Below are 14,289 nucleotides of genomic sequence, written 5' to 3'. Positions count from 1 at the left end.
CACGGTGGCCGTTCCCATGTCCGCAACCACCCCCACCCTGACCTGCACGGACGCCTCAACGATCAAGGCTTACAGCTGCCGTGTCTGCCGGCGGTGGAAGAAGCGGCGGGTTTCTGCGGCTAGTTCGCTCTGGTTCCTGGCCCGGTGAGTGTGAGGAAGACTGCGTTTGAGGTCGGCGTTGACCGGCTCGTCGGGGTTCAGCTCGGGTGAGTACGAGGGCAGGAAGTGCAGCTCGATCTCGTCGGTGTGGTCGACGAGCCATGCCCGGACGGCCTTCGAGCGGTGGGCCGAGTGACGGTCCACGATCAGGTGGACCTTCCGGTCGAAGTGACCCACAAGCCGGGCGAGGAAGCGGCACATGACCTGCGCGTCGAAGGAGACCATGAAGTGCATCCGCCCCTTGGTGCTGATCGCGGACATCGCGTTCACGGAGAACCGGTTCCCGGTGCGGCGGACGGCCGGGGTCGTCCCCTTGGCGCCCCAGGTGCGGCCGGTGACCTGGTCCGAGCGGATCCCGACCTGGTCGCCGAAGAGGACTTCGGCGCCCTCCGCCTTCGCCCTGGCCCGGATCGCCGGCCAGGTCTCCTCGCACCAGATGCGGACGGCCTCCGGATCCTGTTCGACAGCCCGCTTGTCCGGCCGCTGGAAGGTCAGGCCCCACCGCCTGAGGTACTTGCCCACACCGGGCTCGGTGAACCGGACCCGGTACAGCTTGAAGATCAGCTCACCTATCAGCCTCCGCGTCCACAGCTGACCCGAAAGCCCCAGGTCATAGGGGATGTGATCGAGGACGGCCTGCCGCACCGCAGCCTGCTCGGCCTCGGACAGCACCTGATGCTCGCCGTGCGACGGCCCCGCGGCCGGGACAGCAGCGCGTCCCTACCTCCCGCCTGCCACCTCGCCCACCAGCTGTCCACGGCCCTGACCGACACCTTGAACAAGGCCGCGCCCTCCACCCGCTCCCGTCCCTCCACCAGCGCGGACACCGCCAGCAACCGCACAGCCTCCTGCGCGTCCGGCGACCACGTCCGCGCATCCCCCACCAGATCTCTCACGCACGGTCAACGAGCGTGAACCCAAAGCGTTTCGGATCAATAGGGGCAATACATGCGAGTGTGTTGCAAAAGTCGCCTACCATGAGGTGTGTTATGGCAAAGGATTCTACCTCCGACCCGCGATGGAAGATCACTGATCGAGACCTTGCGCGCCTGATCAGGCGCGGCATGGAGGAAGTGGCTAGCGATCCAGCTGCAGCAGAGATATATTGCCGCATTCATCAGAGGGTGAACATGGAAGAGGATCGGGAGCACAGGAAGCGGTCTGACAGATCGGCAATCCTTGGAGTTCTAGTCGGGCTGGCACTGGTAGCTGTTTTCATTGTCTACTTCGTCGCCACTTTCCGTGCGTAATGCGTGGGATCAGCAACAGAATCAACCCGCTAGCCGCGAATAGAGCCACTGACGACACTGTCGCTCCTCCTCGGTTTACCGAATAGGCGACGACCTCGAACGATAGCAGTGCAGATCAAAAATACGTGAGCAACACTGCTCTCGGGTGGGTATGCCCGATTTGCAGAAGTCGGTGGTGCAGGTGTCCCCTATCTGCCGCAAACGGGGACTGCCCGCGAAGTACGCGACGCGCTACTCCGGTTCACCTGCCCCTCCACCGCTCCCGAGCTGAACGGCGACGTCAGCCCCGCCTCCACCGCACGCAGATCGAGGCCGATACCGGCCATCTCGAAGGAATGCCGTCTGCGCGGCGGCCTGTTGGCGCACCGCGCAGACGGCGGTTGAGGAACAGTCGGGTCAGGGCTTCAGCTCTCGCTGAGAGCTATCAGGGACACGGGGCGCCACCAGGGGTGAGGCAAGGCTCAGAGCCTCCGCTCGTGGTGGTGCCGGTGGAGCCGGACGGGGTGCTGAAGGAACCACCTGGGGTACTGGAGGAACCACCCGGCGTACTCGTGGTGCCGGAGCACGGGACGAAGCCGGTGGAGCCGAGGCACTGCCCAGTGCCGGAGGAGCCACTCGTGCCGCCGGAGGAACCACCCGGGGTGCTGAAGGAACCACCTGGGGTACTGGAGGAACCACCCGGCGTACTCGTGGTGCCGGAGCACGGGACGAAGCCGGTGGAGCCGAGGCACTGCCCAGTGCCGGAGGAGCCACTCGTGCCGCCGGAGGAACCACCCGGGGTGCTCGGAGATGTCAGGGCCTGAGGCCGCGGCATTTCAGATATTTCATTTGATGTAGACGATGTTCCGTCGGGAATACTCCGTTTGAGATCGAGGTGAGTCGCGCCTTGCACGTTCTGGAGGAGCGTGGCGCAGATAGTAAAGATAATGGCGCGGTTCTTCATCTCGCACCAGGCAGCGTCAGCATCAACTGCCAGCGAGCCGTCGGCATCTCCTTCCGGTCCGGCCGAAGGGCTGACTGGTGTCAGCCAATGGGAGTCATACGGCTCAAGTGCGGCCGCTATCCACTGCTGATCTGCCCACCTGGGATCGCGCTCGTCTGCGCAGTCTGAAATGGTGAGGGGAGATGAAATGCCGTACGTAAGGCACTTGCTTCCGGACAGCGCAGAACGGATGGTTCCGTCCCACATTCGATTGGCCCCTGTATTGAAGCCCCAGGACTGGTTGGCACCATCATTGCACGCGTATGAACGGACGCGGGTTCCGTTGGTGACGGCACCGCCCTGCAGGTCAAGACATTCAGTGCTGATCGCGGGCCATGAAATCATCATGTTGATCGCTGTGCCCGACCGGACAAGGTACGGTGAATCGCTGCCGCACCGTTCAAAGGTGCCATCCATTTTCATGCATTCGTCTGGATTACGCATCGGGACGATTCGCCCGCGCGCTGACGACTGAAGGAGGAATTCGACGGGGTAGTGGTCGGATCCTGCGCCGTTGAGGCGGCGTCCGGTCCAGCCTTGCATGTTCTGTTGGTCGTTGGAGACCATGTAGTCGAGTTCGCCGCCGCCCTGCTGTGTGCCTTGCCCGCTGGAGTAGATCTGCGAGCCTGGGGGCGCGGTGAGGTTGCCAGGTCGGCGGTTGAAGTCGCCGAGGACGGCCCACTGGCCTCTGCGGTTGGCGATCGCCTGGACCATGTTCGCGGCGTCGTTGCTGCGGTTGTCGCCGTTGGAGCTGGCGTGGAAGCTGTAGAACCAGCTGCCGTCGGAGAGCTGGACGCCGAGTGCGGGGCGCATGCCCCAGTGGAGGTTGTCGGCCTGGTGTGCGGCCACGGCGACGACGTTGGTGGGCTGTTCGTGGGTGACGAGGGCGACGTTGTTGCGGCTTGTTCTGCTGTCGTCGGTGTGCAGCCAGGTGATGTAGACGTCCCGGCCGCGGCTTCCGCTGCCGATGCGCCACCTGCGCACCTCGTATTGATAGGTGGCCCGCCGTCCGTTGACGGTGACGGTGCCGGTGCCGGACCGGACGGCGGCGCCGGGGAGGCTGCCGCGGGGGCCGGCCTCCTGGAGGGCGACCACGTCGTGGGGCAGGTAGTTGTAGCCACCGGCGGAGAGCCTGGCCACGGTGGTGGTCCATTTGCTGTCGCTGCTGCTGGAGGCTCCTTGCATGTTCCAGGTGGCCGGGCGGTGGTTGCCTGGGGCCGCGTGGCTGGCGGTTGCGGTGCCCAGAACGAGGGACGTGGCGACGAGTGCGGCGGTGATGAGGTAGATGAGCAGGGTGCGCGGTGTGATGCGCGCCGGGTGTGGCTGTGCTGCCGGTTGCGGCTGGAGTGTGGGTGGCATCGTGACCTCCGCCTTGGGGTAACGCGACCGGTGGTCCGGCCGTGAGGGCTGGAGCCGAGGGTGGGCGTGGTGTTCCACGTCGGTGCGGACCGGCGAGCCCGCGCTGGTGCTGCTGTGTCGTGGTCGGCGTATCGCACGCACCGCCTGCGGGCTGGTGCCGCTGGGTGACGCGTCGGTGCCGCGGTGGCTGCTCCGGCGGTGCCCGGGCGTGTGCAAGCGGTCGCAACATGGGACTTCCTGACGCCGTGCGGTGCTGGGGCGGTTCAGGGCCGAACCGGACGCGACTCCTGCGGGGCGGGACCGGGTACGCGCGTGACGGTCGGCGGGAGGTGGGGGAGACGCCGGTCTCGAAGCGTCCGTGTCAGCCGGGACGGGTGAGGGGACGCCGCCTCCTGGGGAGAGACAGGAAAGCACCGGGGTGACCCGGTCCGCATGGGTGATACACACCCAAGCGCTGATGACGTCCGCCGATGTGGTGTACGGCTGAGCTCCAGGTTGATCCCTGGAAGTGGACACCAGGTTTCACGCGGCGAGTGGCGGGAGGCGTGAGGTGGTCGGGCGCTGTTCGCACTTGACCAGTGTGAGATCGCCGAGTGCGGAGCCGCCTGCCCCTCTCTGTCAGCCTTGGGTGAACCGCCCCTCACCGCCTCCTGGCCGACGCGGTCCCGCGCCGGCCGTCACGCCCCACGCCCCCCACACCCACCGGAACACCACACACAGCGACGGTCTGTGTGCACGTCGTATCCCGTCACGGCAGAACCGGCAGGCCGCCGTGGACGCAGGAACAACGAAACCTCCCCCGCTCAGGGGGCCGCGTCGCGCCCGGTCCACGAACCGGACACGACGCGGCGGGGCGGGACCGGGTATGTACGGGCCGGCCGACGGAAGGTGCAGGAGGCGCCGCTCCCGAAGCGACTCCGCGCGAACCGGGGGCGGAGGAGCACAGGGATACCCCGACACAAAGCACCGTGATCAGACGGAACTGAACATGACCGGGGCTGCTACGGGATCGCCGCTGCGGCCGCGTGTCAAGAGCGGCCCCGGCGTCGTGTTTCACACCGCTGCGGGCCGGCCGCGGTGCGGCACCCGCGGCCGCGACCGCTTCCGGGCGCGCAACCGTGCAGAGCCTGGGGCCCCGTCGCGGCCGGGTCCGGAGGCTGGTACGGAGAGGACGGACACGCTCAGCAGTGCAGGACGGCCAGGGTGTGATCACAGCGATCCACCCGTTCCGGTACGGAGACTCGATCACCGGAGGACTCGCGCGAAGCAGGGGGGCCCGGGCCGACGAAGTTGCGGTGGAGGTCTTGACACACGGTGGCGGGGGGCGTGTAAATACGTTCCATCGTGTTTGAGTTCGTTCGAATGCTGGAGAGCGCGAAGCGCCCGGCTGCCGCCCGAGCTCTCAAGCCCCCTGCTGTCCGTCACCTCGGCCCGCGACAGCTCACCGGTCCGAGCCGCTCCGCAGCGGGTTCTGTGCTGCTTGTGAAGCGGTCCCGTCCAGCGGTGACGGTGGCAGTCGCCGCCCTCACCACCCCGTCTCCCATCCGTCGACCGCGTGGCATCCGCGGGTGCGCGCGGCCTCCCCCCGTCAGGAGCCTTCCATGCACCTCAGACGCACCAGGGCCAGGACCCGTCTCACGGCCTCGGTCTCCTCCTTGACCCTGCTGGCCGGCAGCGCACTGGCAGCCGTGTCCCTGCAGGTGGCGGCCGGACCTTCGGCCACAGCGTTGGACAACGGACTCGGCGCCACCCCGCAGATGGGCTGGAACAGCTGGAACGCCCACAGGTGCAACGTCACCGAGCAGAACATCAAGGACGCTGCCGACGCGATCGTGAACCTCCACCTGAAGGACAAGGGGTACCAGTACGTCAACATCGACGACTGCTGGCAGGACTACACCCGCGACGCGCAGGGCAACCTGCGATCCCACCCGACGCGGTTCCCCGGCGGGATCAAGGCCCTGGCCGACTACGTGCACGCGCGCGGCCTGAAGCTGGGGATCTATGCGACCCCGGGAACAGAGACCTGTGCCAACTACTGGAACGGCTATCCCGGCAAGCTCGGGAGCCTGGGGCACGAGCAGCAGGACGCCGACACGTTCGCGGGGTGGGGGGTGGACTACCTCAAGTACGACTGGTGCCGGGCGAACCTGGCCGGCGTCAACCGTGAGACGGGGTTCAAGACCATGCGCGATGCCCTGCAGGCCACCGGCCGCCCGATCTTCTACAGCATCCACGACGAGCCGCAGCAGCCTGTCCCGTCGTGGCGGCCCACCACGGCGAACTCCTGGCGGACCACGAGCGACATCAGCGACGACTGGCCGAGCATGATCAGCAAGGCCCACCTGAACCAGCCGCTCGCCTCCCTGGCCGGACCCGGGGCGTGGAACGACCCGGACATGCTGGAGGTCGGCAACGGCGGGATGACCGACACCGAGTACCGCACCCACTTCAGCCTCTGGGCCGAGATGGCCGCTCCGCTGCTCATGGGGAACAGACTGAACAGCGCGAGCCCGGCGACGGTGCAGATCCTCGGCAACGCCGATGTGATCGCGGTGGACCAGGACCCGCTCGGCAGGCAGGGCACCGTGGTGTCCGGCTCCGGTGGGCTGGTCGTGATGTCGAAGGTGCTGGCCAACGGAGACCGGGCCGTCACGCTCACCAACGAGAACACCACGACGCGGACCATCAGCACCTCCGCGGCGGCCGTGGGAATCGGGGGCTACTCCTCCTACACGGTCAAGGACCTGTGGACCGGGGCGACCAGCACCGACACCAGCGGCACCTTCACCGCCTCGGTGCCGTCCCACGGCACGGTGATGTACCGGATCACCCCGGCCGGCAGCAGCGGCGCCGTCACGATCGAGGCGGAGGCGTCGGGCAACACCCTCGCCGGCGCCGCCGGGGTCTCGTCCTGCCCCGCCTGCTCGGGCGGCAGCAAGGTCGGCTACATCGGCAACGGTGCGGCCAACCACGTCACCGTCAACGGCGTCAACGCGAGCACAGCCGGCTCACGCACCCTGACCGTCTCCTACCTGGTCTCGGGCACCCGCTCCTTCTACGTCAGCGTCAACGGCGGCCCCGACCAGCAGATCAGCGTCAGTGGCTCCAGCTGGACCACCCCGGCCACGACGGCGGTTCCCGTCCAGCTGAACGCGGGAGCGAACAGCATCAAGTTCCACAACGACACCGCCTACGCCCCGGACCTGGACAGGATCACGGTCGCCTGACGACCGTGTGGCCCGGCCTCGGGGAGGGCGTCACGCCGCAGCGGGTGCGATCCCGGCCGCACGCGGCCCAGGCTCTTCCCGAGGCCCCGGGCCTCGCGTCCTGGCCCGACCGCCGAGATCCGCAACTGACCGTGGCCAGGCTCCATGAGCCGGCCACGGTTCTGTTCTGCCCGGCGGACCCGACCGGGTGCGTCCGCGGCCGATCCCCCGGCGGGGGCACCCCGGCATCGGATGTGACGGTCCAGGAAGCGATGTCCGGGTGAGACGCCGGGCTCCGGGCCCGCAGGGATGCCGACGCGCGGTGTCGCGCGGGCGGTGGCGGGTGCACGTACGCGCCCGTGACCGCTGGATCCCGGGAACGCCCGGGAGACATCGCGCACGTGGGTCGGCGAGGGCCACGGGGCGAACGCGTCGGCCCTCCGGTACGGGAGCGGACCCGGAGGGTCCGGGCCACCACCGGCCCCGGGCGACGCGCAGAGGCCCGCGTCGAACGCCCGGTACGGGAGGCGGCGGCCGTCGAGACCGGCGCCGTCCCCGCCGGGCGGAGCGGGCCGCTGCACTCCCCCGTGCGGGCCGGACCGGTCGTCGATGCCCTGGTGGTGGCCGCGGGCGCCCGCGCGGCCCGCGGCGGGGCGTGGACGTCCGTTCCCCCGCCTGGACAGGGGTTCGCGGGGCGGACACCCGCGCCGCGTCGGCTAAGGCCCGCGACGGCTGCGGGACGCGCAGGAGCACGGGCCGGGCCGGACCGGACCGGCCGCGGGACACCCACGCCCGCCGGGGCGGAGGTCAGGCGGGCAGGCCTATCGCCCGCTCGCCGCTGCGGCGCTGCTGGATGACGACGGCGATCACCAGCAGGGCGCCCTGGGCGACGTTCTGCCAGAAGGAGTTGATGCCCTGGACGGTGAGTCCGTTCTCCAGGGCGCCGAGGAGTGCGACGGCGAGGAGAGTGCCGCCGATGCCGCCCTTGCCGCCCTTGAGGGCCGCGCCCCCGAGGGCGGCGGCGGTGATGGCCTTGAGTTCGAGGCCCTCGCTGCCGGAGACGGGCTGGCCGCTGCCGGTGCGTGCGGTCAGGAGGATGCCGGCGATCCCGGCGACGACGCCGATCAGGGCGTAGACGGCGATCAGGTACTTGTTGATGTTGATGCCGGCCAGGCGGGCGGCGGTGTCGTTGCCGCCGACGGCGTAGAGGTTGCGGCCGATGTCGGTGTACTTGAGCAGGACATGGACGGCGAGGGAGACCAGGACGAGGATCCAGACCATGACCGGGAGCCCGGCGATCTTGCCGCGGCCGAGGAAGACGAAGACGTCGTCGTTGAGGACGTAGCCCTGGGCGCGGCCGTCGGAGAGGAGCTGGGCGAGGCCCTTGTAGGCGGCCAGGCCGGCGAGGGTGGCGATGGTCGGGTTGACGCGGCCGTAGACGATGATCACACCGTTGAGGACACCGATGAGCAGGCCGATGCCGACGGCGGCTGCCACGCCGAGGAAGGCGTTGGAGCCGGTGGCGGTGAAGACCATGGCGCTGATGACGGAGGCGACGCCGGTCTGGGATCCGACCGAGATGTCGAGGCCGCTGCAGATGATGACGACGGTCTGGACGACGGCGAGCAGGCCGACGATGGTGGCCGCCTCGGCGATGACCTGCATGTTGGAGAGGCTGAGGTAGTTGTCGTCGAGGATGCCGAACAGAGCGAGCACCACGGCCAGTGCGCCGACCAGGCTGAGGTTCTGCCCGCCGACGCCCGCGGTCAGGAACGCGAACCGGCCCGGTCCGGGCCCACGGTGTGTCTCCGTGGCCGTGGGGGTCTTGGCGGCGGTGCTCATGAGGTTGCTCCAGGGGTGAGGCCAGGGGCGAGGTCGTCGGCCATGGCGAGGTTGAGGATGGCTTCCTCGGTGGCTTCCTCACGGGCGAGTTCGCCGGTGATGCGGCCGTTCTGCATCACCACGACGCGGTCGGCGAGCCCGAGGACCTCGGGAAGTTCGGAGGAGATGACCAGGACGGCGATGCCCTCGGCGGCGAGGCCGGCGATGATCTGGTAGATCTCGGCCTTGGCGCCGACATCGATGCCGCGGGTGGGCTCGTCCAGGATCAGGACCTTGGGTCTGCGTGCGAGCCAGCGGGCGAGGACGACCTTCTGCTGGTTGCCGCCCGAGAGCTTGCGCACCTCGTGCTCGATGGAAGGGGTGCGTACCCGCAGCCGGTCGGTGTACTGCTGGGCCAGCTCGCGTTCCGCGCCCCGTCGGACGAACCGCAGGCGGCGCAGGCGGTCGAGGACGACGGCGGAGGTGTTGTCGCGGATCGAGCGGTGCAGGAAGAGCGCCTGGGCCTTGCGCTCCTCGGGGGCCAGGCCCAGGCCCGCGCGGATGACGGCGCCGGGGTCGCCGGAGGGCAGGGTCCTGCCGTCGAGGGTGACGGTGCCGGAGCGGACGGGCCGGTCGCCGACCAGGGCGAGGGCCATCTCGGAACGTCCGGCGCCGACGAGGCCGGCCAGGCCGACGATCTCGCCGGCGTGCAGCTGCAGGTCGATGCCGGTGACGTCATCGGTGGTGAGGCCGCGGACGTCCAGCACCAGCGGGCCGGTGGCCACGCGTGTGCGCGAGAACATCGTGGACAGGTCGCGGCCGACCATCAGGCGGACGAGTTCGCCCTCGCTCGTGGTGGCGGCCTTCTGCATCCCGGCGAGGCGGCCGTCGCGCAGGACGGCGATGCGGTCGGCGAGCCGGAAGATCTCCTGCATGCGATGGGAGACGTAGACGACGGCGACGCCGTCGTCCCGCAGCCGGCGGATGAGCGCGAACAGCGCCTCGACCTCGTTCTCGGAGAGCGAGGAGGTCGGCTCGTCGAAGGCGATGACCTTCGCGTCGCCCGTCAGCGCCCGCAGGATCTCGACCAGTTGGCGCTGGGCGGGGGTGAGCTGTGAGCCGAGCCGGTCCGGGTCGAGGACCTTGTCGAAGCCCAGCCGCTCCAGATCGGCGGCGACGCGGCGGCGCAGCCCGGCACGGTCCAGGCGGCGCCCCGCTCTGCGGGGCAGAAGGCCCGCGTAGACGTTCTCGGCGACGGAGACGTGCGGGATGATCTCCGGTTCCTGTGGAATGATCCGGATACCCAGGCGGCGGGCGTCGATCGGCGAGGAGAGCCGGACGGCCCGGCCGTCCAGGATGACACTGCCCCCGGTGGGCTGGTGGTCGCCTGCGAGGATCTTCAGCAGGGTGGACTTTCCGGCGCCGTTCTCACCCATCAGGGCGGTGATCCGGCCCGCCGGGAAGTCGAGGGTGACATCCTCCAGGGCCCACACCGCACCGAACCGCTTGGAGACGTGCCGCACCCCGGCGGACGGATGCGCGGCGGTGGCCGGGCGGGGACCCGTGTTCGTGTCGTGAGCTCTGCTCATGATGGCTGCCTTCGGTCGTGCGGGAGGGTGGCAGGGCCTGTCGTACGGGAGCGCGCCGCGTCCGCGGGCATGCGCTCGTCGAAGGGCGGGCCGGCAGGGGGACGGCCCGCCTCCGGCCCCGTCGGTGCAGGAACCGGGGCCGGAGGGACGACGGCCGCTTCCGACGGGGGGAATCGGAAGCCGGCCGGTTCGGCGGTCTCAGTTGCAGGTGACGCCCGCCGACTTCCAGCTGGCCGGGTCGACCATGGTGGTCGGTGCGAACGCTTCCTGCGGGAAGTCCTTGCCGTTCTTGAGCTTGTCGTACATCGTCTGCACGGCGAGCGCGCCCACGTCCTTGCCGTTGATGAACAGCGCGGCCTTCATGCCCGAGGGCTTGCCGCCGTCCCAGTTCTTGCAGGCGAGGTAGGCGCCGAGCCCGACACCGATGACCCTGTCGGCACCGATGCCGGCGTTCTCCATCGCGGTGACACCGCCCTGGACGTTCTCGTCGTTGCAGCCCCAGATCACCCAGTTCTTGACGGTGGAGTTGGCGGTGATGGTCGCGGCGATCCTGTCCTGGGCGCCGGTGGGGGTGTTGTCGGTGGCGACGTCGATGTTCCGCACCCCGGGGACAGCGGCCGTGAACGTCTCCTTGGCGGCCTTCACGCGGTCACCGCAGACGGTGACGTCCTGCTTCCACGCCGAGACGGTCCTCGTCTCAGCGGGGTCCCAGCCGGCCTGGAGGAACTCCTCGGCCGCGCGTCTGCCGACCTCGCCGCCCATCTGCTCGCCGGAGAAGCCGATCCGGGGCACCAGGTCGCCCTTCGGACACGCCGCCGGGTCCGGGCCGCTGGTGCAGATCTGATCGTCCGAGGTCAGCAGGGCTATGCCTGCGTCCTTCGCGGCCTGGACGACCTGCGGGCCGACCGCCGGGTCCGGCACGACGATGACGATGCCGTCGGTCTCCTGGGCGATGGCCGCCTGGACCTCGCTGATCGTCTTGTTGGCGTCGTTGCCGAGGTTCACGACCTTCAGGTCCACGCCCAGTTCCTCGGCCTTCGCCTTCGCACCGGCCGCCTCACCGACGAAGTACTCCTGGTCGCCCTGCTTCTGCAGGTAGGTCATCGAGATCTTGCCGCTCACCGTGGCGGGCGGGGCGTCGGCGCCCTTGGCGGACTCCTGGCCGCTGGAGCAGGCAGTGGTCAGGCCGAGGACGAGCAGCAGACCTGTCGCCGTGACGGCGCGGCCGGTGGTCGTGAGGATCATGGGGAAGCTCCTTCCAGAACCGAGTGGGTGCAGTGACGGGCGCACCGGTATCGGATGCCCGTCGTGGTCTCCATGCCGACTGGGCGCGCCACGACTGCGACAAAATCCGCAATAATCAAACAGTATTGAACGTGGCGTGAGTCATGAGAACCCCTTCCGCAACCACACGTCAAGAACGTCCCGGCACCGAGTCCAAACCGTTGCCTGCCGCGTGCGGGCACGGCTGCTCACGCCTGGCGCACCCGTGCCTGCTGGCCTGCGGCGTCAGAGCCTGCCCGCCGCCCTCCGGCCGCCGGCTGGACGCCGGTCGTCGCGGCCGGGTCCCGGACCGGAGGAAGGCGGTCCTGTGGCAGGTCATGAGCAGAGAGTGACGGCGACCGGCGGGTGCGGTTCTGATCGGTTCGGTGGGGTCGTGACACGACGCCACAACCGGCGGGAAGGACGAACGCAGGTGTGGCCGCGGCGCCTCTCCGGCGTTCCCGACGGCGTTCCCGACGGCGTTCCCGACGGCGCCTTTCCGGCGTTCCCGACGGCGTTCTCGGCGGCGTTGTCCCGTCCGTGCTCCGTGGTGGTGGACGAGAGCGGCGCGGACGGCGGCGGGACGGCCCCCACCGCGCGAACGACGGCGGCGGGACGGCCCCACCGCGTGAACGGTGACGCGTGAGCCGGCCCGTCCGGGGTGCGGTGCGGCCTCCGGCCGCATCCACGGTGGTCACCGCAGGTGCCCTGCCGGCCTCCCGTCGACCGGGCGGGAGATCGTGATCGACCTGCTGATGCGACGGTTGCCGTGCCCGGCGGCCGCGTGTGACCGCCGCACGTTCGCCGAGCGACCGGACCGCTCACCGGGCGGTTCGTGCGTCGCACACCGCTGCTGTGCCACCGGCCGGAGACACGGGCCGTCGGGGACGTGGCGGAGGGCGGCGGCGAGGCCTCCGGATGCCGGCCCGGACCCGGGACGGGTTGTGCCGGACCCGGGACGGGTTGTGCCGGACCCGGGACGGGTTGTGCCGGACCCGGGACGGGTTGTGCCGTACCCGGCGCGTACCGGGAACCGACGGAGGGGGGCACGGCTGCCACCGGCGTGTGGTCGCGGACGTGCCGGTGAACGGCGGCCGGGTCGTGGTGCCGGTGCGGGTGCGGGTCCGGCGCCCCCGAGCGACTGCGCCGAGTCCCCGCGGCAGACGTTCGCTCCGCCCGAGCCCGGGCATGACGGACGACCGTGTGGTGGTCGCAGGCCGGTCAGTTCGGCCGTCGCTCGGCACCTGCCCGCAAGGAGAAGGCGGGCGAGCCCGCGCGGGGTGACGGGCCCGTCGCTGTCACCGGTTGGCCCGCTGCGCCGAAGAGGCGTCGGCGACGACCAGTTCGCGTACGTGATCAGCGGCGGCAGCCCGGTGGTCCGGGCTGAGGCCGTCGTCGGTGATCAGGACGTCGATGTCGTCGAGATCACCGAAGGACGCCAGTCCCACGGCGTCCCACTTGGTGTGGTCCGCCACGACCACGACCCGGCGCGCCGAGGCGATGAAAGCACGGTTGGTCTCCGCTTCGCCGAGGTTCGGAGTGGTCAGACCCGCGCTCGCGCTGATGCCGTGGCAGCCGAGGAAGAGGATGTTCACGTGCAACGACCGGATCGCCTGGTCGGCCACCGGGCCGACCAGGGCATCGGAAACCGTACGGATCCCTCCGGTCCGGATGACGGTGGCCGACGGCGGCGAGCCGTTCTCGCCCGCCTGCTCGTGCACATCCGCGATGCGCAGCGAGTTGGTGACGATGGTCAGGCCTTCGACCCGCGTGAGATGCCGGGCGACCGCATAGGTCGTCGTGCCTGCGCCGAGGCCCACGGTGGTGCCGGGCGGGACGAGTTCGACGGCGGCCCTGGCGATGGCCTCCTTGGCCGGCCCCTCCCACGTCGACTTCGCCTCGAACCCGGGTTCACGACTGCTGGACGCCTCGGCCTGGACCGCCCCACCATGGACCTTCCGCAGCAGACCCTCCCGGGCCATCGAGTCGAGATCACGGCGAATCGTCATGTCCGACACGCCCAGTTCGGCCACGAGGTCGGTGACCCGCACACCACCGCGCAGGCGCAGCAGTTCCAGGATCAGCGCCCTGCGCTGCGCCGCGAGCGGCGGCGCGTTCTTCTCCATGGAGGTTCCTTCCGGCCTGGGTGGGTCGCCAGCGATCTCATCATCACACTTCGACCGTCGGCGGCAAGACTGGGGAACGGTGTCGCCTTCTGGTCGGTCACGTTAGATCGTGGGTCCGTCCACCCCGCAGCTGCGACACACCGGCCGGACCGCGAGTTCCGCGCGTCGGGGGCGCTTCCCGCGCCGGGGCGCGCGTCCGGGGCGCCTGCCGCGCCGGGGGTACCGGCGGAGGGCCGCCTCACGGCGCGCAGCCGCACGCACCCCGCTCCCGCGCCTCGGCCACGCCTGCCCGGGCGCCGTGAGCGAGCCCGAGCGCGACCGCGGGCCCTGCCGGAGGAAGGGACCCCGGCAGCGGGAGCGCTCCGGGTCTTCTCCGGGTCTTCTCCGGGACTTCTCCGGGTCTTCTCCCGGACTCCTCGGGGACTCCTCCGGGACTACCGGATGCGTCATCGGGCACGCGACAACGGGTGCACGAGGCGGAAACGGCCGACGGAAACGAGCCTCGCCCCGGCGCCTCGTGGTCCGGGCCGG

8 protein-coding genes and 1 pseudogene are annotated in these 14,289 nt (G+C 69.9%); 1 reads left to right on the top strand and 8 read right to left on the bottom strand.

Going from position 1 to position 14,289, the window contains the following annotated elements:
* Window positions 1-69 precede the first annotated feature (69 nt).
* From AC5K6T_RS10020 to AC5K6T_RS10005, 4 genes and pseudogenes are all read right to left on the bottom strand, one after another.
* The gene (locus AC5K6T_RS10020) at window positions 70-804 is read right to left on the bottom strand and encodes an IS630 family transposase (protein WP_493207677.1); all 735 of its coding nucleotides are present in this window, start codon (window positions 802-804) and stop codon (window positions 70-72) included.
* The gene (locus AC5K6T_RS10015) at window positions 732-956 is read right to left on the bottom strand and encodes a helix-turn-helix domain-containing protein (protein ID WP_493209261.1); all 225 of its coding nucleotides are present in this window, start codon (window positions 954-956) and stop codon (window positions 732-734) included. The genes AC5K6T_RS10020 and AC5K6T_RS10015 overlap by 73 nt, the downstream gene beginning before the upstream one ends.
* A 448-nt stretch (window positions 957-1,404) precedes the next feature.
* Window positions 1,405-1,644, bottom strand: a pseudogene (locus tag AC5K6T_RS10010) (undecaprenyl/decaprenyl-phosphate alpha-N-acetylglucosaminyl 1-phosphate transferase); the annotation flags it as partial.
* 189 nt (window positions 1,645-1,833) lie between these two features.
* Window positions 1,834-3,750: a ricin-type beta-trefoil lectin domain protein gene (locus AC5K6T_RS10005; RefSeq protein ID WP_493207675.1), complete on the bottom strand. Its 1,917-nt coding sequence runs from the start codon at window positions 3,748-3,750 to the stop codon at window positions 1,834-1,836.
* Window positions 3,751-5,351: 1,601 nt separating this feature from the next.
* Here AC5K6T_RS10005 and AC5K6T_RS10000 point away from each other — a divergent pair.
* Entirely contained in the window at window positions 5,352-6,980 is a 1,629-nt protein-coding gene (locus tag AC5K6T_RS10000) for an alpha-galactosidase D (RefSeq protein ID WP_493207673.1), read from the top strand.
* A gap of 786 nt (window positions 6,981-7,766) precedes the next feature.
* On the opposite strand, the gene AC5K6T_RS09995 is transcribed toward AC5K6T_RS10000, so the two are convergent.
* From AC5K6T_RS09995 to AC5K6T_RS09980, 4 genes are all read right to left on the bottom strand, one after another.
* Window positions 7,767-8,801 carry an ABC transporter permease gene (locus AC5K6T_RS09995; protein WP_493207671.1) on the bottom strand — a complete coding sequence of 345 codons (1,035 nt, stop codon included), beginning with the start codon at window positions 8,799-8,801 and terminating at the stop codon, window positions 7,767-7,769.
* Entirely contained in the window at window positions 8,798-10,369 is a 1,572-nt protein-coding gene (locus AC5K6T_RS09990; protein WP_493207669.1) for a sugar ABC transporter ATP-binding protein, read from the bottom strand. Before AC5K6T_RS09990 ends, AC5K6T_RS09995 begins: the two co-directional genes overlap by 4 nt.
* 198 nt (window positions 10,370-10,567) lie before the next feature.
* Window positions 10,568-11,614, bottom strand: a complete 1,047-nt coding sequence (locus tag AC5K6T_RS09985; RefSeq protein WP_493207667.1) for a substrate-binding domain-containing protein — start codon at window positions 11,612-11,614, stop codon at window positions 10,568-10,570.
* A gap of 1,316 nt (window positions 11,615-12,930) precedes the next feature.
* The gene (locus AC5K6T_RS09980) at window positions 12,931-13,758 is read right to left on the bottom strand and encodes a DeoR/GlpR family DNA-binding transcription regulator (RefSeq protein ID WP_493207665.1); all 828 of its coding nucleotides are present in this window, start codon (window positions 13,756-13,758) and stop codon (window positions 12,931-12,933) included.
* Window positions 13,759-14,289: the final 531 nt, after the last annotated feature.

The organism is Streptomyces sp. B8-7, from assembly GCF_058833805.1.
The sequence above is the reverse complement of the archived record's forward strand: the minus strand, read 5'-3'. Positions and strand labels throughout refer to the sequence as shown.

What these genes read in the sequence shown, in the direction of transcription:
- AC5K6T_RS09990 (WP_493207669.1), bottom strand. Translation starts at nt 10,369, where the DNA reads ATGAGCAGAGCTCACGACACGAACACGGGTCCCCGCCCGGCCACCGCC.
- AC5K6T_RS09985 (WP_493207667.1), bottom strand. Translation starts at nt 11,614, where the DNA reads ATGATCCTCACGACCACCGGCCGCGCCGTCACGGCGACAGGTCTGCTG.
- AC5K6T_RS09980 (WP_493207665.1), bottom strand. Translation starts at nt 13,758, where the DNA reads ATGGAGAAGAACGCGCCGCCGCTCGCGGCGCAGCGCAGGGCGCTGATC.
- AC5K6T_RS10000 (WP_493207673.1), top strand. Translation starts at nt 5,352, where the DNA reads ATGCACCTCAGACGCACCAGGGCCAGGACCCGTCTCACGGCCTCGGTC.
- AC5K6T_RS09995 (WP_493207671.1), bottom strand. Translation starts at nt 8,801, where the DNA reads ATGAGCACCGCCGCCAAGACCCCCACGGCCACGGAGACACACCGTGGG.
- AC5K6T_RS10005 (WP_493207675.1), bottom strand. Translation starts at nt 3,750, where the DNA reads ATGCCACCCACACTCCAGCCGCAACCGGCAGCACAGCCACACCCGGCG.